General features: G+C 59.6%; 10 protein-coding genes. 2 read left to right on the top strand and 8 right to left on the bottom strand.

What is annotated here, in order from left to right:
- Positions 1–1,131: 1,131 nt before the first annotated feature.
- Positions 1,132–8,454, bottom strand: coding sequence for an S-layer homology domain-containing protein (locus Q0K43_RS11025; RefSeq protein ID WP_297290574.1), 7,323 nt, complete (start codon positions 8,452–8,454; stop codon positions 1,132–1,134).
- Between the two features lie 261 nt (positions 8,455–8,715).
- Here Q0K43_RS11025 and Q0K43_RS11030 point away from each other — a divergent pair, with 261 nt between their 5' ends.
- Positions 8,716–9,456, top strand: coding sequence for a LytR/AlgR family response regulator transcription factor (locus Q0K43_RS11030; RefSeq protein ID WP_297290575.1), 741 nt, complete (start codon positions 8,716–8,718; stop codon positions 9,454–9,456).
- Between the two features lie 56 nt (positions 9,457–9,512).
- Positions 9,513–10,736, top strand: a complete 1,224-nt coding sequence (locus Q0K43_RS11035; protein ID WP_297290576.1) for a sensor histidine kinase — start codon at positions 9,513–9,515, stop codon at positions 10,734–10,736.
- Between the two features lie 131 nt (positions 10,737–10,867).
- On the opposite strand, the gene Q0K43_RS11755 is transcribed toward Q0K43_RS11035, so the two are convergent.
- From Q0K43_RS11755 to Q0K43_RS11070, 7 genes are all read right to left on the bottom strand, one after another.
- Positions 10,868–11,152 carry a Crp/Fnr family transcriptional regulator gene (locus Q0K43_RS11755; protein ID WP_366086368.1) on the bottom strand — a complete coding sequence of 95 codons (285 nt, stop codon included), beginning with the start codon at positions 11,150–11,152 and terminating at the stop codon, positions 10,868–10,870.
- Between the two features lie 393 nt (positions 11,153–11,545).
- On the bottom strand, positions 11,546–12,244 hold the full coding sequence (locus tag Q0K43_RS11045; protein WP_297290577.1) for an ABC transporter ATP-binding protein: 699 nt from the start codon (positions 12,242–12,244) through the stop codon (positions 11,546–11,548).
- Positions 12,231–13,235, bottom strand: a complete 1,005-nt coding sequence (locus tag Q0K43_RS11050) for an ABC transporter ATP-binding protein (RefSeq protein ID WP_297290578.1) — start codon at positions 13,233–13,235, stop codon at positions 12,231–12,233. The genes Q0K43_RS11045 and Q0K43_RS11050 overlap by 14 nt, the downstream gene beginning before the upstream one ends.
- Positions 13,232–14,572 (bottom strand): branched-chain amino acid ABC transporter permease, encoded by a 1,341-nt coding sequence (locus Q0K43_RS11055; RefSeq protein WP_297290579.1) that lies wholly within the window; start codon positions 14,570–14,572, stop codon positions 13,232–13,234. Before Q0K43_RS11055 ends, Q0K43_RS11050 begins: the two co-directional genes overlap by 4 nt.
- A gap of 12 nt (positions 14,573–14,584) precedes the next feature.
- Positions 14,585–15,493, bottom strand: coding sequence for a branched-chain amino acid ABC transporter permease (locus Q0K43_RS11060; RefSeq protein ID WP_297290580.1), 909 nt, complete (start codon positions 15,491–15,493; stop codon positions 14,585–14,587).
- Between the two features lie 167 nt (positions 15,494–15,660).
- Positions 15,661–16,875, bottom strand: a complete 1,215-nt coding sequence (locus tag Q0K43_RS11065; protein WP_297290581.1) for an ABC transporter substrate-binding protein — start codon at positions 16,873–16,875, stop codon at positions 15,661–15,663.
- Between the two features lie 396 nt (positions 16,876–17,271).
- Entirely contained in the window at positions 17,272–20,031 is a 2,760-nt protein-coding gene (locus tag Q0K43_RS11070) for an S-layer homology domain-containing protein (RefSeq protein ID WP_297290582.1), read from the bottom strand.
- Positions 20,032–20,095 lie beyond the last annotated feature (64 nt).

Consider the following 20,095-nt stretch of genomic DNA (forward strand, 5'->3'; position numbering starts at 1 on the left):
CCTTTAATAGTCACGCTACCGAAATCTGCGCGATAACCCGTACCTATCGCAGAAACACGCTGATTCGTGCCCCTTCCGGTTCCTGTGGCATCCACCACACCACTTTCAATTACCAGATTGCCGCCGCCGGTATAATTATTATGCCGGCCTGTCGTTCCGTTTCCGTTAGTATACGCATAAGCGTAGGTAGCGTCAAACCCGCCGCCAATACCAGGTACAAATCCACCTCTGCCTGTAGCGGTAAGAGAACCACCTCCAGTGGAGCAATCCCGGATTGTCAACGTCGCATTCTGGTTAATCTGTATCGCGGCGCCCCGATATTCACCGCCAATAAGGGTATTGTTTCCTTCCAGAATAACGGTAGCCTTGGCTGCTTTTTCCGTACCTGTTCCCGTTCCACCATAGAGCAGGAGAGCGGGCTGGTAGGAAGCTGTCGCCGTGATACTCACATTGCCCAGCGTAATGGCAGGGTCGCCGCCCTTGATTACGATCATATTACCGTTGCTGCTGGTGCCGGTGATGGTGAGGGCGTGTTCTGCTCCCGGCCAGGTTGTTTCTTCTTTTGCAATTGTAGATTCTGCAGTTTCCTTAATAATCAGATCTGTTCCATCAACTGCCAACACACCCTGGCTATACCCATTCTCCGTAATGATGATGGAGCCCTGGCCGATATCCAATTCCACCGGCTCCGCTGCCAGCGCCATTGTGGGCAGCTGACCCACCAGCAGACACAGGCATAAGAAACTCGCCAATAGTCGTTTTCGCATTGTTTGGATCCTCCTTTTCCTTCTCCTTTACCTCTGCCATCTCTGCACGGTGCCGCGCCAGTCATTGCTTGCCGACTCGTCTCGCGCAGATGGGGCGGCTATTTCCGCCCGAAGCGCGGGATACAGCAGAGGCCTGTCATTCATGGCCTTTTTCGCACACCGCCAGTCGCGCCGAAGTGGCAACCATTTTCATGCGCTGGTATGAGACAATAGTGGAATAAGACCCGAAGCATCAGGAGATGGGGCGCTGCTGTTTGGCAGCGCCCCGTCTCCTTGAGGGCTATGTATATGCTCAACCAAGACAAGGTGTCCCATATGGGGACACCTTGTCTTAAAAACTCGCTTTTGCGTTCCATCCTGCTGCTTATATTGCGCCAAAGCGCATGAGCATGGTTGCGGCCTGCGCTCTGGTAGCGTTGCCGGTAGGATCGAGGACGTCCCCATAGCCTTCCACGATCCCCGCGCCGCAGGCCCACTGCATGGCGGGCACGGCGTATTCGGAAACTTCCGGCGCATCGCTGTAGGACAGGATATTCGTATCCTCCCCCACGCTCACATCATAGTTCTTATACTGAGCATAGCGGTACAAAATCGCCGCCAACTGCTCCCGGGTGATGTCATCCTCGGGGCCGTACTGTCCGTTTCCGAAGCCTTCCACAATCCCATTGGCCGCGGCCCAGTTGACCGCGTCGGCATACCAGGCGCTGTGGGCTACATCGGAAAACACACTTTCACCGGAAACCGCAGGACGGTTTTCCAGGTTATAGAGGATCTGCACCAGCATAGCGCGGGACAAGGTGTCGTTCGGCCCGAAAATGCCGTTGCCATAGCCCTGCATCAGGCCGTTTTCCACGCAGTAGTGGACGCCGTCATGGTACCAGGCGTTCCGATCCGCATCGGAGAACTTAGCCATGGGGCAACTCTCGTCCCGGGGGCAATCGGACAAGCCGGTATCCTTCCGGAAGGTGACAGTGATGGTCACGCTGCCGTTAGGTTGGGTGAAGGTGTAAGCCCCGTCGGTATTGGGGGTTACCGTCACGTCCTTGCCGGTTTTGTCAGTGACGGTGACGCTGTCCACCACATATCCCTCATCGGGCTTTGGGGTGATGGTCACGTTCTGCCCGTTGGAAGGGTTGCTGGGACTGACGGTGTAGCTTCCGTTCTCACTCTCATTTTTCACCGGCGGATAGGTGGGTGTGGAAGGGGCGTTGCGATAGCCCACGGCGTAGGTGGAAAAGTTCTTGACATGGAGGGTGAGAACGGTTTTGTCCTCGCTGACGGTGAAATACTCCCCGTCTTCGTTTTTGCTGCTCTCACCCTGGGGTACGATCTGGGCCTCGCCGCCGTGCATCCGGGAAATGGTGTAATTGTATTTACCCTGGAGTTCTGTGGGCAGGGGCAGCAGGATCTCCAACACCACGCTGGACTGGGTAAGCTCGCTTGTGGACGTGCCGGTTTCATCTGTGACAGTCTTGGTCAGGGTGCAGTCCAGGAACAGTGCGAGATTGCTGCCGCCGGCGCTCTGGAGGTCCTTTAAGACATCTTTTTCGATATCGTCCTCCTGCTGCTCGTCGGCTTTGAAGGTGATCTCCACCTTGCCGCCTGTCTCGGCCGTACTCAGATCATCCTCGGTAAAGCCGGTGTCCAGCTTGCCCACCACGATGTCCGGGCTGCCGGGTGTTACATCCACGACGGAGTTGGTCACGTACTGGGGCAGAATGGCGTTGCAAGTCCGATCGGTCGTGGTGAGATCCACCATGCTGGTGACGGTACGCTGATCCTTGCTCACCACCAGATTGTAGATGCCGGGGAGCAGGTCGTCAAAGCTGTAGGTGCCATCCGCTTCTGTGTGTGTCTCGGCGATCTTGTTGGCCCCCAGCCACAGGCTGACCACGGCATTTTCTGTGTCCTGCTCACCGCTGCCCGTTTCTTCCTTGATGGTGCCGCTCACTTCAAACACCGCCTGCCACTGGGCCGTGAAGGTCACGTCGCCATAGGGCGTAGTGAAGCTGTCGCCGGGTTTGTAGGTCTTGCCGCCATACAGCCAGCCGGTAAATTGGTATTTGGTCTTGGTGTAGCCGCAGTCGGGCAGAGTCTGGGTGCTGCCGCCGGTCAGTTCCAGGGCGGTCATGGTACCGCTGGTGTTTCCGTTCCCGTCAAAAGTCACGGTGTACAGGACGGGCCGCGTTTCGGTAATGGTAAAGCTGCCCACCTGCTTGTCGCTGCTGCCGTCGGGGTGACGGTAGTTGCTGTCCTCGGGGAATTCCACCCAGACTTCATAGGTGCCGGACTGGGTGGGGTTTTCCACCACGTTGCCGTCCTTGTCCTTGTAGGTGACAGTGTAGTCCTTGCCCTCCGTCAGTCCGGGGACGTTGATGGTGGGCTCGCCGCCGGGCGTAACGGCGTTGTCTGTTACAGTGACGACCACAGGCTTCTTCTGAATCACCAGAGTAGCGGTGTCGTTGGAAAGCTGATAGTTTGCGAGCGTTACGCAGAGCGGATAGCTGCCCGCGGCGGTTCCGCCGCCGGTGATGATCGCGTTTTCGGCGCTGTCGCCATCCGCAAGGCCGTCAATAAGTACCCTGACCTGCTGCCCATCGCCGTAGACCTGATTGAGGTTCTGCCAGGTAACGACAGCCTGTTTGGGGGCGATGGTCAGCTCGCCTACCTTGGCGGAAGCCGCGCCGCCCGCAAAGCAGAAGTTGGGATCGCTGATGGCGACGGTGATGTCGTAGGTACCCGCCTCGGTTTGGCTGTTCTCGCCGCCGTAGGTGACGGTATACTTGCCTGCGTCAATTTTTGTAGGCTCGCTCTCCGTCTGGGTCACCGAGGCAGTTTTGGCCGTGTTGTCGTAGGTATGGCTGTTGCCGGCGACGGTGAAGCTGATGACGGCCTTATTGATGGTCCAGTCGAGGCTCAGGTTTTTGCCGCCGGTGAGGGTGTAGTTGGGATTGCCCAGAGTGGCAACCTCCGCTTTGTAGCTGCCGGCGTCGGTCTTTTTGTTGTTCCGATACGTAAGCTCACACTCATCATCGGGTGCCAGATTGTCAATGGTGGCAGTGACGGTCTTTTCGCCCTTGTCATAGGTAAACGGCTCCGTGTAATCCCAGCTCAGCTCCACCGGGCGCGGGGCGATGGTGTAACTCTGTGTGGTGCCGCTGTCCGGCAGCTGGTAGTTGGGGTTGTCGAGGCCGGTGGCCTCGGCGGTGTAGCCGCCCGCGTTGGTCTTGCTGCCGTCCTTCACTATGACAGCGCATTGATCCCCTTCCACCAATTCGGTGGCCTTGGCGGCGACGTTCACGGGTTGGCCGTTGTAGACGAGATTCTCATAGCCGTCCCAGGTGAGGCCCACGGTCTTGGGCGTGATATCTGCCCTGGCAGTCAGCTCGTCGGTGGACAGTACATAATTGTCCCCCCACTCGCCATCAAGGGTGACGGCCACGTTGACGCTCTTGTTGTCTCCTGCGTTCTTGTCCTCGAAAGTGAATACGCCGCTGGCGGTGGGGGTCTCATCCAGCACCTCGCCGGAGAGGGTGATGGTGCCGGTGGTAGAAGCATTGCCGTCATAGATCTTGTCATCCACGGAGGCGACGGCGGGGGTAAGTTCCTTGCGGTTCACCGTAAGAGTGATTGTCGTCGTGGCATCAGTGTAGTTTGCCTTGTCATTGGGCGTAAATACTACGGTGTAATTGCCGCTTTGTGCCACGGTGGGGTTGGCGCCGGGTTTATCGTTCCCCCAGGCGAAGCTGCCGGAAACAGTCTCGCTGCCATTGCTGGCGGTTCCCTTGAGCAGGTTGTCTTTCAGCGTGTCGCCATAGGTGATGGCAACCCCATCCACGGACAGCACCGGCGTGGCCTTTCCGATGGCGACGGTGACAGTATCTTCGGCGGCCGCTGTCAGGCCGTCCTTGTCCTCAGCCGTAACCTTGACGGTGTAGCTGCCGCTCTCGTCCACATCAGTGAGGGTCAGGAAAGAGGTGGTATCGCTGATGCTGTTGAGCGGTTTACCGTCCTTGTACCACTGATAGGTGAAGTCGATGTTCTCACCGGCGGCATGGCTGGCCGTGGCGGTGAGCGTGATGCTCTCACCGTAGGTGACATTGTTCTTGCTGGCCGTCAGTTCCACCGCTGGGGCGTCCAACGTCCAGTTTGCGGTGAGGGCGAGGTTAGTAGTAACCTGACTGCCCAAATCCCAGTCCGTGCCGCCGCGCAGCCAGCAGTCAAAGGTGTAGCCGATTCTGGTGGGGTCTGCGGGCTGGGTGACCTTGCCGCCGGACACCACCAGCTGCCGGTCAACCGAGCTGCCGCCGTTGCTGTCAAAGGTGATGCTGTATACGGTTCTGATCTCGACCGTAGTCTGACCCGCGCCGGTGGCCGCTGTGAAGGTGTACTTGCCGGGTTTGGTGACGGTATAGCTGCCGTCCCCATTGGCCGTCAGCACATTGCCGCTGCTGTCTTTTGCCGTGACGGTAACCGGAGAGCCGCCGTTCTGCTTGGCTTCCGCTTTCAGCGTTAGGCTGGCGGCGCCCATGTCGCCGCCAGAGACGGTGAGGCCGGGTTCGGTCTTGTCAATGTTGGAAATGGTGATTGCCTGCGTCGTGGTGTTGCCCGCCTTGTCGGTGACGGTGACGGTGTAGGTGCCGTTGCTGTCAGCGGGGAAGGAGTAATCGCTGCCGCTGCCGGTGACCGTTTGTGCTGTGCCGCCGTCCTTGCTGACCGTAACGCTGTCGATGCCGGAGGTTGCGTCGGAAGCGGTAAAGCTGATGGTGACGTCGTCCGCCGTCCACTGGGTATGATCTGCTGTGAGACCACTTACCTGGGGCGCGGTTTTGTCCAGCTTGTAAGTGATTTCCGTTTCGTAGATGTTGCCGCTGCTGTCCTTTACATAGACGGTTTCAGTGTGTTCGCCGTCCTGCTCATCATCAAAGGTGACGCTTTCCTTGTAATCCCCGTCCGGCGAGGTGCTGACCGTCCAACCGTCTTGGGGCGTAAAAGTCACGCCGTCCTCGGAATTGCTCCAGTTGCTGCTGGTGTCGGTATAATCCTCAAATACGGTGTCGTTTGTGGTGCCGCCGGGGAAAGGGGCATAGACAATGTCAAAGTAGACTGTGGCCTCACCGGAGTAGTTGCCCTTGAACTTGACGGTCACGCTGCCGGTATCGGTGCCGGCGGCGGTGTTTGTGCCATATTCAAGGTCATAGTCCGTGCCCTTCGCCAGCGTCGTGCCGCCGAACTTGACGGTCACGTCCGGCCTGATCTGGCTGCCGGTGTAGGTCTGGTCGCCGATGGGGTCAATGGTGATGCCGCTGCTCTCGCCGTACGGCTTGGCGGTGATGGCAAAGGTCACCTGGGCAGTTTTGCCGCCCTTTGTGATGGACGCCGTGGCGGTACCGACATCGGTATTGTCTGTGTAATCAACGCTCAGATTGCCGCCCAGCCAGCCGGTGCTGTAATCCACCTCGGCGGGGGTGATGGCATTGCAGGTGTAGGTCAGGTCGGCGTCAGCGGGAATATAAATCTTCGCCGTGGCCCTGTGGCCGCAGGTGCAGCTCTCGGTGATGGTGTCGCCGTCGGCGGTATATGTATAGCTGTGCTGGTGCAGCATGGCCTCGCCATCGCTGTTGCGCGCCACCAGATAGGCGCTGTCCTCGGAGGTGAAGTAGTCCGCCGGGGCGGTATCGCCCATTTTGCTGCCCCAGCCGCTGGTGAACACGCCGGGCAAGTACATACTCACGCCGTAGGGCGTTGTATTGGTTAGAGTATCGAAGAGGGTAATTGTGTTGTCATTCAGATAGATATTGGAGGCCGCGTCGCCCGCGGTGTTGCTGCTGATAGCCGACGCGCCGGAGAGATGAAAGGTGGTACCCGGCAGCACATAGATACCGCCGCCGATCTCTGTCACGGTGTTGCCGGTGATGCTGCCGCCGGACAGGGCGAAGCTGCTTTCTCCTTCAGTACCTTTGAAAACGGTCACGCCGCCGCCATTTATGGCGCTGTTATCTGAGATAGTGCCGTTCGTCATGGTAAAGGTGCCGCCGTTGATATGCACGCCGCCGCCAACACTGTTAGCATGCCCAGTCACGTCATTGCCTGTGATGCTGCCGCCGGTCATTTCAAACGTGCCGGAGTTAAGCAGCACACCACCGCCGCCGTCGTTTTTCTTTGTGACACTCGCGGTATTATTTTCGATAGCGCCGCCGGTCATGGTGAAGCTGCCGCCGTTGACGCAGACCGCGCCGCCGCCTGCACGATTGCTGCCGCCGGAGCCATCCCCACCCCCGCTGGCCGTGTTGCCGGCAATGGCGCCGGAGTGGAGGGTGAGACTGCCGCCGCCGTTGACCAAAACAGCGCCACCCTGCTCTGCCTGTCCGCCGGTGATCTGGCCGCCGCCCATACAGTCGCAGATAGTGAGGCTGCCGCCACTATTTATGATGAAGTGGTGCCCGTCCAGATCAATCGTTTTGCCGTTGAGGCACAGGTTGACCGCGCCGCTGATGGTGATATCATCGGTAGCGGTGACGCTGCGGGTGAGGTGATAGCTGCCTGCACCCAGCGAACCGCCGAAGTCGCTTTTGGGGGTATATGTAGCCTCCGCGTGGGAATCAGCGCAGATGGCATCGCCGCAGACATAGTGCCTATGAGGGTTGTCAGCCACCGTGCCAAGCGCCAGCTCGCCGCCAGACGGCACCACGACATACGCGTCGTTATCGGAGAAGAAGTGCTGCCGATAGCTTGCGCCGCCGCCCGTGGTGAACACGTCGGGCGTATCCCTGGTCACGCCGATCTCGCCGCCGGTCAGCCCGCCGCTGCCGATGTTGATTTTCTGACTGTTATACAGCCAGACATTTTTGGCGCTTCCGTTAAACGTATTGCCCGCTATGGTCACATCGCCGGAGACGGTGAAGGTGCCGGTTCCCATGAAAGCACTGCCAACACATACGCCGCCGGCAATGCCCGAGGTTGGGAGAAAGCCTTCAACTGTACAATGATTGTTGGTTATCTCGCCGCCGGTCATGGTGAAACTGCCACCATTACACACGAGTACGCCGCCGCTGACGGAAAGTCCACCCTCGACCTCCACGGTGTTGCCGGTGATGGAGCCGTCGGTCATGATAAAACTGCCGCTGTTCACAAGCACGCCGCCGCAAGGGGCATAGTTAGCGTCTTTAGTAACATTAAGGTGATTGTCGGTGATGGAGCCGCCGTTCATGATGAAGCTGGCGCCACTATTCACTTGCACAGCGCCGCCGCCAATCCCGGCAATGGATCCGCCGTTCATGGTGAAGCTGCCGCCTTCCATATAAACACCAGCTACAACCGTAGATTGGCTGTTGGTAATCTTGCCGCGGCCCGTGCAATCGCAGAGGGTGAGGCTGCCGTTTTCATATATCCGGAAGGAATTGCTGCCGTTTAAATTCAGCGTATAACCATTGAGGCAGAGGGTGACAGCGCTTTTGATCTCAATGTTGCCGCTGCTGGTGCCCGTGACGATGACATCGTCGGTCAGAACACAGTTGCCGGACAGGGATTTCAACTCCTTATTTCCACTCAGTTCCGTCCAGCCGCTGTGGTCACCGGTGCAGTCCTCCCCCGCCGCCGCGGCGGGAACGCTCATGGCCGGCAGCATGGCCAGCACCATGCACAGTGTCAGTAGCAGACTAAGCCATTTTCGTCCTCTTGCTTTCATCGTGATTCCCCCAATCTCTTCACTGTGTCCGCGTCCGTGCAGCAGAGCGCCGCTCCCAGGCGGCGGGACTGTTGTTTCAATGACCGATACACATACGCGCACCGGAAAATCCGGCGGCGGCAATCCCTTGACGGCGGGTGCGCCAAATGGTATTTTAGTTTTAATTATTGTATCAATCTTTGGGAAAGAGTGGAGCTCCTGCGCAAAATTTGCTTGTTCCTGCGTCAATTTTGCGACGTGCCGGGAAAGGGGGGGTGATCCATGCTGCGGATCGCCATATGTGACGATGAAGAAAATCAGCTGCGCAAGACGGCGGCGCTGCTGGAAGACTATCTGCGCATCCGCCCGGAATGCTCCGGTCAGGTAGAAACGTTCCTCGCCGGCGAAACGCTGCTGAAGCGGGCGGAAGCAGCGGGCGGATTTGATCTGTACATTCTCGATATTCTCATGCCGGATCTCAGCGGTATCGACGTTGGCCGGAAATTGCGGCAACTGGAAAACGGCGGAGAGATCATTTACCTCACCACATCCAATGACTTTGCTGCCGACAGCTATGAAGTCCAGGCGTTTTTTTACCTGCTCAAGCCGGTGGAGACGGGCAAGTTTTTCCATGTGCTGGACGGCGCTGTGGAAAGGCTGGATCGCCGTCGGAGCGAGGGCGTCGTGGTGTCCACGGCGGCAGGACCGCGGCGGCTCCTGCTGGAGCGCATCCGCTATGCCGAGCGGGTGGGGCATTTTGTCCGTTATTACTGCACCGACGGCACGGTGGACTCCCAAAGCATCCGCGCCCCCTTCAAGGAAGCGGTGGCCCTCCTGCTGGCTGACCGGCGCTTCTATCTGTGCGGGGCCAGCTTTGTGCTGAATTTCCAGCATGTGACCGGCGTGCAGGGCCAGATGGCCCTGCTGGACGACGGCCAGGCCGTGGCGCTGCCCCGCTCCGCGGCGGCTGAGTTTAAAAAAGCATGGGGAAATTACTGGCTGGGAAAGGAACATCTGCCATGACAAACACGATATTTCTCCTTTTCCGTGCTGTTTTTATCACGATGATGACCGTGGGAATGATGGCGAGCATGACCGAGTTCCGCTTCCGGCGCGGAAAGCTGCTGTTGTTGTTCATCATGATGGTTTACGGCCTCTGGGTGACTGGTTCCAGCCTGGTCCTGCTGCAACTGGGCGGAGAGCTGCTGCTGCTCCGCCTGTTCTATCTCACCATCTCGGTCCCGGCCATATTGCTTACCTATTGGGCGGCCAATGACACCCCTGCCCAGGCGGTATTCAATTACTCGACACAGATCATGGTATCCGCGCTGTCGGCCTCCATGATCCGCTGGTTCACCGATTCTTTCGGTCTTTCTCCGTTGGTCAATATCCTGCTGACGGCCGCATTCTATGCAGCGGCGATCTATCTGCAATGGCGCTTCCTGCGGAGGCCCTTCCGCAGGCTAATTCAGGTGTTTCCCGCCCGCTGGGGTGTGTTGACCACGATCCCCTGCGTATTCTGCGGCTATCTCATTCTTCTTTCCGCCTGGCCAGGCAGTTACCTGGACAATGAGGCGCAGCGTATCTATGTCTACGCCGCCATCATCCCGCTGGTCTTTGTTTATATTGCGGTATTCAAAAGCCTGATAGCGCAGTACCGCATTCAGACGGAACGGCAGAACGCCGCTCTGCTGACAGTGCAGATCTCGGCGCTGAAAGAAAAGGTGCAGCGGGTGCAGGACGTGGAGGAAGCCGTCCGGATTCAGCGCCACGATCTGCGCCATCAGCTCCAGGCCGTCACGGAACTGGTGGCCCGGGGAGATCGGGAGGCGGCTCTGGAATTTCTGGACAACGCCCAAAGGCGACTGGATGAACAAAAGAAGATCCGCTGGTGCAGTCCGCCGGTGCTGGACGCCATGTTTTCCTCCTATTTCGACCAGGCCCGGCGGGAAGGTATTCCGGTGGAGGCAAAGATCACTCTGCCGGACAAACTGCCGGTAGACGAGGGCGAGTTGGCGGTGGTGCTGGCCAACGCGCTGGAAAACGCCATCCACGCCAATCTGTGCCTGCCGCCGGAGCAGCGGCAGATCCGCTGCAAAATGGTGGGTATCCCCAGCGTGATGCTGGAGATTGCCAATCCCTGCTCCGGCGACGTCGCTTTCGACAGCGACGGCCTGCCCATCGCCCGGAGCGAGGGGCACGGCCTGGGTGTACAGTCCATCTCCGTATTCTGCAAGAAACACGGCGCCGTGTGCCAGTTTGATCTGGATGACGGTATCTTCCGCCTGCGGCTTATACTGTAGATACACTGTGCCTTTTGCGAAAAGGTGGAGAGCGCCTGAATGGGGCATTCAAGAGGTCAAGGGTTCGCTTTGCATACTCTGCTGCACAGAGCGGGGATGTTAGGTTTGCAGCGCCTCCAATTTTTTGGGGTTCAGAATGGTCCCATGCCCCGGGACAGCTTCACCATGCCCGCGTCCTGGAAATCACGCAGCGTGCGGGAAATCACCTCCCGGTGGGAACCCAGATGGTTGGCAATGGCCTCGTGGGTGATTTTCAGCTTGTGGGTCCCCTCAATGGAAACTTCCTGGAGCAGAAAGGCGGCCACCCGCCTATCCATGCGCTTCCACATAAACTGCTCCATCCTGCTCATGACCTCAGAAAACCGGCGGGCCATCAGATCGTTGGTGTAATTTGCCACCGCGGTGGACTGAGTCATCAGCTCCTGGTAAACTTCGGACGGTATGCTCCAAAACTCTGTATCCTTTTCTGCCTGGATAGTCACCTCAAACTGGATGGAGCGGATGACACAGGGGGCACAGAACAGGCATATATCGCCGTCAAACAGGCGATAGATGGTAATTTCCCGCCCATCTTCTGAATATACAAGGGCCCACCGCTTATCCTGAGTGCCGCCTGGTGGTTACCAAGGAAACCCTGACAGCGGTATTACGCTGAACGAAACGGGCGTCTGCCCCAAGTGCGGCTACAAGAAGGGCTGATCTCCGCACCCTGCGGATCGTCCGAAAACTGAACAATCCCCTGTCATGCAAGACGCCGGATCCGGGAAAATCCCGGATCCGGCGTCTTTTTGTGTTCGGCAGGTCTGTGACTAAGTGCCCAGATAGGCCTTTTTCACGGCCTCGTTGGTCAACAGATCACGTCCGGAGCCGGTGAGGCTGATCCGGCCGGTCTCCAGCACATAGCCGATGTCGGCAATTTTCAGGGCCATGTTTGCGTTCTGCTCGATGAGCAACACGGTGACTCCCTGCTTGTTGATTTCCTTAATGATGTCGAAGATCCCCTTGACCACGATGGGAGCCAGGCCCAGGGAGGGCTCATCCATCATGATGATCTTGGGGCGGGACATGAGGGCCCGGCCCACGGCCAGCATCTGCTGCTCGCCGCCGGACAGGGTGCCCGCCGCCTGCCAGGACCGCTCCTTCAGCCGGGGGAACAGCTCATACACCCAGTTCAGGTCGTCCTCCAGGCTGTCTTTGCGCAGGTAGGCGCCGATTTTCAGGTTCTCCAACACGGTCAGGTCGGGGAACACGTGCCGCCCCTCGGGCACCAGGGTGATGCCCTTGGACACGATGCGGTCGGGGGACAGGGCGGTGATGTCCTCCCCCTGGAGGTGGATGCGCCCGTGGGCGGGCTTCACCAGACCGGCGATGGAGCGCAGGGTGGTGGATTTGCCCGCCCCGTTGGCCCCGATGAGGGTGACGATCTTCCCGTCGGGCACCTCGAAGGTGATGCCCTTCACGGCCTCGATGCCGCCGTAGCTCACCTTCAGTTCGTCAATCTTCAGCATCGTCTGCCACCCCCAAATACGCCTCGATGACCCGAGGATTGTTCTGTACCTCCGACGGCGTGCCCTGGGCAATCAGCTTGCCGAAGTCCAGGACGTAGATGCGGTCGGAGATGCGCATGACCAGGTCCATGTGGTGCTCGATCATGAGGATGGACAGGTCGTACTCGTCGCGGATTTTGTGGATAAAGTCGGTGAGCTCCTGGGTCTCCTGGGGGTTCATGCCGGCGGCCGGCTCGTCCAGGAGGAGGAGCTTGGGCTGGGTGGCCAGGGCCCGGGCGATCTCCAGCCGGCGCTGGAGGCCGTAGGGCAGGGAGCCGGCCACCTCGTCCTTCAGATGGGCCAGCCCCTGCTCCTCCAGCAGGGACATGGCCTCCTCCCGCATGCGCCGCTCCTCCGCCCGGTTGAAGCGGAAGGTGGCGGAGAACACGTTCTGCTTGGCCCGCATGTGCTTGGCGATGAGCACGTTGTCGAACACCGTCAGGGCGGAGAACAGGCGGATGTTCTGGAAGGTGCGGGCGATGCCCAGCTGGGTGATCTTGTCCGGGGTGGGGGAGAGGACCTTGTCGGTGAAGGCCAGGGGGTCCCGCTCCAGCTCCTTGGATTTCCGCTCCTCCAGGGCCTTGTCATAGTCGGCCTGCATCTGGGCCTTGACGGCCGGGTCCTGCTGGGCCTCCACGGCGGCCTTGGCCTCCGGGTCCTCCACGGAGAAGCGGGCGGTATACAGGTCGCCGTGCTCCCCCAGATAGCCCCGGGCCATCTTCCCCTGGGGGTGGTTGCGGACCATGGGCTCCCCGCAGAAGGAGACCAGGCCGTTGGTGGGCTCATACACCCCGGTGATACAGTTGAAGGCGGTGGTCTTGCCGGCGCCGTTGGGACCGATGAGCGCCACGATCTGGCCCTTGTTCACGTCCACGGACAGGTCGTTCACCGCCACCACGCCGCCAAACTGCATGGTGACGTGGTCCAGGTGGAGAATGTTTTCCGTGCTCATTTCGTGGCCTCCTTTCCGGCGTTCCGGCGGCGGGCAAAGAGGATGTCGCTGAACTCCTTATCCCCCAGCATGCCCTGCCGGAAGAAGAGCACCACCACCATGATGATGATGGAGAAGGCCACCATCCGGAAGCCGGTGCGCAACAGCGGGAGCGTCAGCTCGCCGGTGGCGGCGAACCAGGCCAGCCAACCCAGCAACAGGATGGCCACAAGGCCCACCAGGGTCTGCTTCCAGACCTGGTTGCTCCCCCGGCGCTCCCGGTGGATCAGCAGGGCACTCCCGCCAATGACCACCACGGCGAAGATCACCATGAAGGCGATCCGGTTGGGGGCGGTGGGGGAGGCGAAGGTGGTGGCGCTGTCCAGGAAACGGAGCCACCACTCGGCGCAGGCCACGTACAGGAAGGTGGCCAGGCAGGAGCCGGAGATGGAGCCGATGCCGCCGATGACCACGATGAGCAGGATCTCATAGGTCATGGTGGAGGTGTACACCTTGGCCTGGGCGTTGTTCACGAACATGGCGAACAGGGCGCCCCCCACCCCGGCAAAGAAGGAGGAGATGCAGAAGGAGAGCATCTTGTGCTTGGCCAGGTTGATGCCCATGGCCTCGGCGGCGATCTCGTCCTCCCGGATGGCCTTGAAGGCCCGGCCGTAGGAGGAGTTGATGAGCATGACGATGACCGCGATGCACAAAATGGCAATGAGGAAGGGGAAGAAGGTGGACAGGCGCAGGATCACCGCCCCGTTGGCGTCGGTGATGTTGAAGTTGTTGAAGGTGGGGATCTGGGTGATCATGTTGGCGCCGTTGGTGACCGGGCCCAGGGCCTGCCACTGGAAGACGGCCCGGATGATCTCCGCAAAGCCCAGGGTGGCGATGGCCAGGTAATCGCTTTTCAGCCGCAGCACCGGCAGACCGATGAGCCAGGCAAAGAGCGCGGCCACGCAGCCGGCCAGCAGAATGGCCAGGATCACGCCCAGGATCAGGCCCGTAGGGGTATTCAACCCGCCGAACAGGTCGGGCAGGGAGAACTTCACCGCCGAGCCGCCGAAGAGGTAATAGACCTGGTCCTTGGCGGCCACAGGCACAGTGAGGATGGCGTAGGTATAGGCGCCCAGGAGCATGAAGCCTGCCTGCCCCAGGGAGAACAGGCCGGTAAAGCCGTTGAGCAGGTTCATGGACACGGCCACCAGGGAGTAGACCGCGCCTTTCTTCAGCACCACAAACAGCTGACTGGTGGGCGAGAGGGTGTTTTCCAACACCACCACCAGAATGAGCAGCGCCGCAGCGGCGGCCAGACCGATCAGAGCGCCCGTTTTATCTTTTTTCTGCAATGTCATCGGGGCACCTCCTTAAACCTTATCCGTGGCCTTTTCCCCGAACAATCCCGTGGGCTTGAAGACCAGGATGATAATGAGCAGGGCAAAGGTAAATGCGTCCACAAAGGTAGTGGCCCCCTCGAAGGGCAGGATCTTCACGAAGTTTTCACAGATGCCGATGAGGAAGGCGCCGATCACCGCGCCGGGGATGGAACCGATGCCCCCGAACACCGCCGCCACAAAGGCCTTCAGGCCGGGCATGGAGCCCACCGTGGGCACCACGGAGGAGTAAGTGGTGAAGTAGAGCATGGAACCTACCGCGGCCAGGGCGGAACCGATGACGAAGGTGGTGGAAATGACGGAGTTGATCTTGATGCCCATGAGCTGGCTGGTCTCAAAGTCCTTGGCCACGGCGCGCATGGCCATGCCGATCTTGGTGTTGTTGATCAGCTGTGTGAGCAGAAGCACCAGGGCCACCACCAGGAAGGGGGTGAGGATGACCACCCACTTGATGGAGGTGCCGGCCACCGTAATGGTGTCGGACAGGAACGGGATGGCGGGGTAGATCATAGGCTGTCCGCCGGTGATATAAGTAGCGGTATTCTGCAACAGGTAGCTCACGCCGATGGCGGAGATCATGACCGACATACGGGGGGCGGTACGCAGGGGCTTGTAGGCCACCCGCTCGATGCAGAAGCCCAGAGCGACGGTGAGGATCAGCACCAGCAGGAGCATGACGGGGATGACCAGAGCAGGGGGAAGATAGGCGGCCAGGAAGGTGTTCAGGTAGATACCCAGCAGGCCGGCCACCATGAACACGTCGCCGTGGGCAAAGTTAATCAGGCGCAGAATACCGTACACCATCGTGTACCCAATGGCGATGAGGGCGTATTGTCCGCCCACGGAGATGCCGAACAACAGAGTGGAGATAAAAAATTCCATAGAATTTCCTCCCGATTTTTTCTGTGTGGTTGGGACGCTGGGCTGTCTCAAAAAGAGGAGAAGCCCGCCTCCTTTTGAGGCGGCCCAGCCGGGGGCGCGGGGTAGAATCTGGCGGGGACCCCGGAGGGCCCCCGCCAAAAAACCGGTCCGTTGTGTGCGGGGGAGGCTTACTCAGCCACTGTCTGCTGGGTTTCCAGCTCCCAGGCACCGTCGTTGGTGGAGTGCTTGATGTAGGCGGTATCGCGCACCGCGTCGCCGTTGGTGTCGTCAAAGGCGATGTGGCCGGACACGCCGTCATACTCCACATCCCACAGCGCGGCCTTGATGGCGGCGGGATCCACGGAGTCGGCGGCCTTGATGGCCTCCAGAGCCACATAATAGGCGTCATAGCCCATAGCGGTGACGGCAGCCACGGTGTCGTTGCCGCCGTTGGCCTCCAGAGCGCCGGAGGCGGTATTGATGTAGTTCTTCACGCCTTCGTCAAAGGTGGGATTGCCGCCCTCCTGATAGAAGGTGGAGACGTACAGCTGGATGTCGGTGCCCTTGGCGGCCTCCAGAACCATGTTGTCGTCCAGCGTGTCAGAGCCCACGAAGGGAATGTCCAGACCCAGAGAGGCGGCCTGGGTGATGATCTGGGTGGCATAGGCGATGGACACGGGGGTGAAGATAACGTCGGCGCCGCTGGCCTTGGCCTTGTTCAGGTAGGAGTTGAAGTCGGAGTTGTTGGTGGGGAAGGAGTCGGTGATCACGGTGCCGCCGGCGGCCTCGAAGGCGGTCTTAAAGAAGGCGATCAGGCCCTGGTCGTACTCGTTGCCCGCCTCGCCCAGGCAGTAAGCGGTCTGAGCCTGGAACTTATCCATAGAGAAGTTGGCCAGAACAGTGCCCTGGAAGGGATCCAGGAAGCAGATGCGGAAATAGTAGTCGTTGCCGGCGGTGACGTTGGGGTTGGTGCAGGTCACGCCGATGGCGGGGATGCCGGCATTGCCGAAGGTGGGGCCGGCGGCAATGGACACGCCGGAGCCGTAGGAACCCAGCACCAGAGCCACGCCCTCGCTGACCAGCTGAGAGGCGGCGGTGGGAGCCTTATCCGTGGAGGAGCCGTTGTCGGCGTATACCAGCTGAACCTGATACTCTTCGCCGCCCACGGTGACGGTGGGGGTCTCAGAGTTTGCAAACTGCATGCCCAGCATCTCCTTCTTGCCGCCGGAAGCGGAGTCGCCGGTGGCGGGTTCAAAGACGCCGATCTTGATTACCTTGTCACCGGCGGGAGCGGAGCCGTCGGGAGTGGAGGCATCGCCGGAAGGGGAAGTTCCGCCGCCGCAGCTGGCCAGCAGGCCCAGCAGCATGGCGGAGGAGAGAACGCTTGCAAGAAACTTTTTCATCATTCTGACTCCTTTCACAAGTAGGCTGTTCGCGCGGATTTGCCGCGGAATGTCTCTGCAACAAATACATTTGTACACGAACACGATCACATTATACGCTGTTATTCGAGAAAATGCAATCCGAATTTGCAAAGTATTTTCCGAAATATTGCAAAAAGACTGTGCCAGGCGGCTTGACGGACAGAAGTGAGGCCTGGAAGAGCTGGGAAAACAAGGGGGGTACGGGTGCGGACAGCAGGCCGTCAGGCAGAATTGCAGAGAAAAAGAGAACTCCTGCGGCGGTGTCAGCCTATGCAGGAGTTCTCTTTGCTGCTACCTGATCTTCTGTATCAGGATACGCTCATATTCATCTGATGCCCTGACGTTCTGCCATAGGATTTCTATAGCGGAGCTGGTTTATGCCTGCTCCCGATACAGGAAGGTAACGGCCTGGGCGCGGGAAACCACGGCGTCGGGGCTGAAATGGTTGCCGCCGGTACCGTTGGTGATTTCCTCGGACACAGCCCAGGTTACGGCGTCGGTGTACCAGGCGTCTCCCGCCACATCGTCAAAGCCGCTGCCGGAGGCTGCGGGAGACCCGGCGGCCCGCCACTGGAAGGTGACGGCCTGAGCGCGGCTTACAGGCGCATGCGGGGCGAAGGTATCCTCGCCGGTGCCGGTGGTGACGCCGTTCTCCACCGCCCACAGTACCGCGTCATAGTAGTAGTCGTCAGCAGAAACATCCGTAAACGGATTGCTGCCGGTGGCCTTGGGCGCGCCGTGGGCCCGCCACAGGAAGGTGATCATCTGGGCCCGGGAGACCGTCACATCGGGACTGAAGGTGTCCGCGCCGGTACCGTTGGTGACGCCGTTCTCCACCGCCCACAGTACCGCGTCATAGTAGTAGTCCTCTTCCCGGATGTCGGTAAAGGGCGGGGTGACCTCATCAACGATCTCCCGGAAGGCGGCCTGGATGCTTACGCTGGAGGCGGGCATGGTGAAGGTGTACGTCCCATCTCCCTTGTCGGTCAGGTCCAGGGCCTTGCCCTGGCGGTCCTCCACGGTCAGACTGCTCAGCTCATAGCCCTGGTCGGGGGTCACCGTGATGGTGACGGTGGAACCCTTGGAGGCGCGGCTGGGGCTGACCTGGACGGTGCCGTTGGCCACGGCGGAGGGTGGGGTAATGGAATAGTTGGTGGGGCCGGAGCCGCCGGAGCTGCCGCTGTCCACCTTGCGGAAGGTGGCCGAAACGGTCACGTCAGCGGCGGGCATGGTAAAGGTGTTGTTAGTCACCGTGATTGGTGTGCCGTCCGCCGTGGTGACGTTCAGGTCGGCCGGCTCATAGCCGCTGTCCGCCGTGATGGTGAGGGTGACAGTCTCCCCCTCTTTGGCGGTGGCGGAGGACGCGGTAACGGAGCCGTTGGTGGGCTGGGCAACCGTCACCTTATGGGGCTGCCGCTGCTCCATCAGGGCATCGGAGGAGGCGGGATCGCAGGTTTCACCGCTTTCGGCGGGATAGAGGGTGGCTCCGTTTACAAACCGAACCTTGCCCAGTCCGCTGTTCTGCAGGGTGCCGCCCATCTCGTAGATGTGGTATTTGCCCTGGCCGTCAATGGTCAGGGTGGTTCCCTCGGGAACAGCCAGATCCAGCTCGCCGGTGAGCCGCCAGTCCTCCCGGAGGGTGAGGGTCTTTGCCTCATTGGCAGCAGGGGCGGGGGCAGCAAACAGGGCAAAGGTCCGGACAGGGCTGTCGGTTTTGGCATAGTCCACGCTGTCCCTGTAGTCCTTCATCTTGGTGTAGTCCAGGCCGATGAGGGTGCGGTAGAGCAGCACGCCCGTCTGGGCGCGGGAAACGGGATCATTGGGGGACAGGGTGTTTTCGCTGGTGCCGCTGAGCAGGCCCATGCTGACGGCAAAGGCCAGGTAGGGCTTGGAATCGGGGTCGTCAATATCGCCCACATCCGTAAAGCGATCCAGAATGGCCAGGTTGCCGCTGGTGGTGGTGATGTTCTGTGTTTGTCTGATCATCTCGAGGATGCCAACAACGGCCTCCTCCCGGGTGGTGGTCTGGCTCCAGTAGAAGTCGGTAAAAGGATTCTCATCATTTGCCGATTCCGGTATGTCCAGATAACCGGCCTTTCTTACATGGTCGATTGCAGTGGATATGCGGGCTGGGTTGGTATCGGTGCTGGAAACAGTTCCGTCCATAACAGACAGCAGCACGGCAAACTGGAAACGGGGCGTAATATCATCAGGGCCAAACTGGCCGTCGCCGTAGCCGATGACAATATTCTGGTTGGCAAGATACATAATGCCGTCGTAGAACCAGTTATCCGGGGCCACATCATGGAAAATGATGTCCTTTTCTTCGCCTTTCTGCGCCATGAACTGCCCAACCATTTTGGTGGCTGCCGCCACGAGCGTATCATCCTCATCATAACCGGTAGCAGAGAAATCCTTTATGCCGCCGATATTCGTATCCCCAAGCGCGGCTTCCCAGGCATCCCAAATCTCTTTGCCGCTTTTTGGCGCGGTGGATACATCGTAGATGTCAGCGTAACCAGGCTTAAGGGCTGAGCTTACATAAGTTTCAATGCCCGTTGCTGTTCCAATCGTCTGATTGATATCGATGGGGGTTTTGTCTTCCCCCACCACAAAGGGTACGCACTTGCGCACGGCCAGATACATCCAGGCCATGTATCCCGGCGTGCCGGGTTTCAGGCCTGCTACACCAGTGCCCTTTCCGCCGCCCACAAAGTTGAGTACCCGGTAGGTCAGCACGGCAAACTCCGCAAAGCTGACGGGGTCGGCCGCACCCAGGTTGTCCTCCGACTTGCCGTTGACGATGTTCTGCTCATACAGATATGTAATGGCAGCCTCCTCGCCCACCGGCAGAGTAAACACATCTGCCAGTACCTCACAGGCTGCTGCGCGGTTAAAAGGACTGGGCGCAGTGAGATCAGAGCGCCCCATGTTGTTCAAAACCGTCTGGGCGGCGCCGGTATCCATCGCTTCGTCACTGGTGCTGAAGATATCGCTGCCATAGAGTTCGTTCAGCACCGTTACCGCAGAGTCAGCCCAGTGGGGCGTGTCCTCCGCCAGGGCCGCCGTGGGCAGCAGGCCAAGCAGAAGAACCAGACACAGGGCGCCGCTCAGCCATTTTTTGATCAGCCGCATAATCGTTCCTCCTCTTTTTGTGTGTTCCCCTTAATTCAATATGTTGTATTTAGAAATTATAGTG

Source organism: uncultured Flavonifractor sp., from assembly GCF_944383115.1.
In the GTDB taxonomy this organism is placed as follows: Bacteria; Bacillota; Clostridia; order Oscillospirales; family Oscillospiraceae; genus Flavonifractor.